The 752-nt window shown below is 73.1% G+C and carries 1 protein-coding gene; it reads left to right on the top strand.

Going from position 1 to position 752, the window contains the following annotated elements; genetic code table 11:
- The first annotated feature begins 117 nt into the window (after positions 1-117).
- Positions 118-705: a DUF5998 family protein gene (locus C1I97_RS38270; protein ID WP_111007399.1), complete on the top strand. Its 588-nt coding sequence runs from the start codon at positions 118-120 to the stop codon at positions 703-705.
- Positions 706-752: the final 47 nt, after the last annotated feature.

Here is a 752-nt window from a genome sequence, read left to right as displayed (position 1 = left end):
GGCACCCCCACCCGCCCGTGACGACCTCGGCCCGCGCACCCTCCCGGCGTACTGACCGGGGTTTCCCCGCCCCACAGCGGTGCCTCGCAGTCAGTGCGCCACCGTAGGATGGACCGCATGGCCAAGACCAGTACGACGACCCAGGGGCTGCGCGCGGCGATCGAGCGCAGTGGCTACTACCCGGCTCTCGTGGCCGAGGCGGTGGAGGCCGCCGTGGGCGGCGAGCCCGTCCGGTCGTACCTGGTCCACCAGGAGACCACGTTCGACCAGAACGAGGTGCGACGGCACGTGACGGTGCTCGTCCTCACCGGCAACCGCTTCATCGTCAGCCACACCGACGAGCAGGCCGCCGACAGCACCTCCCCGACGCCGTACGCCACGACCTCCACCGAGTCGGTCAAGCTGGGCCGGATCTCCTCGGTCGTGGTCAGCCGCGTGGTCGCCAACCCGGAGCAGTACACGCCGGGCACCCTGCCCCGCGAGGTCGTGCTGACCATCGGCTGGGGCGCCGTCTCCCGCATCGACCTCGAACCCGCCGCCTGCGGCGACCCCAACTGCGATGCGGACCACGGCTACACGGGCAGCTCGACGGCCGACGACCTGAGCCTGCGCGTCAGCGAGGCCGGGGACGGCCCGGAGACGGTGCGCCAGGCCCTCGTCTTCGCGCAGGCCATCTCCGAGGCGACCGCGGACCTGACCCGCTGATGACGACCCGTCCGTCTCCCGCCGCCGCCCAGGGCCAGGGGCGCCCC

Origin of the sequence: Streptomyces sp. NTH33, from assembly GCF_003236365.1 — a bacterium.
In the GTDB taxonomy this organism is placed as follows: Bacteria; Actinomycetota; Actinomycetes; order Streptomycetales; family Streptomycetaceae; genus Streptomyces.
Note: the sequence above shows the minus strand (reverse complement) of the source record. Positions and strands in the feature narration are given on the sequence as shown.

Excerpts from the sequence above, each read along its gene's own strand:
- C1I97_RS38270 (WP_111007399.1), top strand. The coding sequence starts at position 118 with ATGGCCAAGACCAGTACGACGACCCAGGGGCTGCGCGCGGCGATCGAG.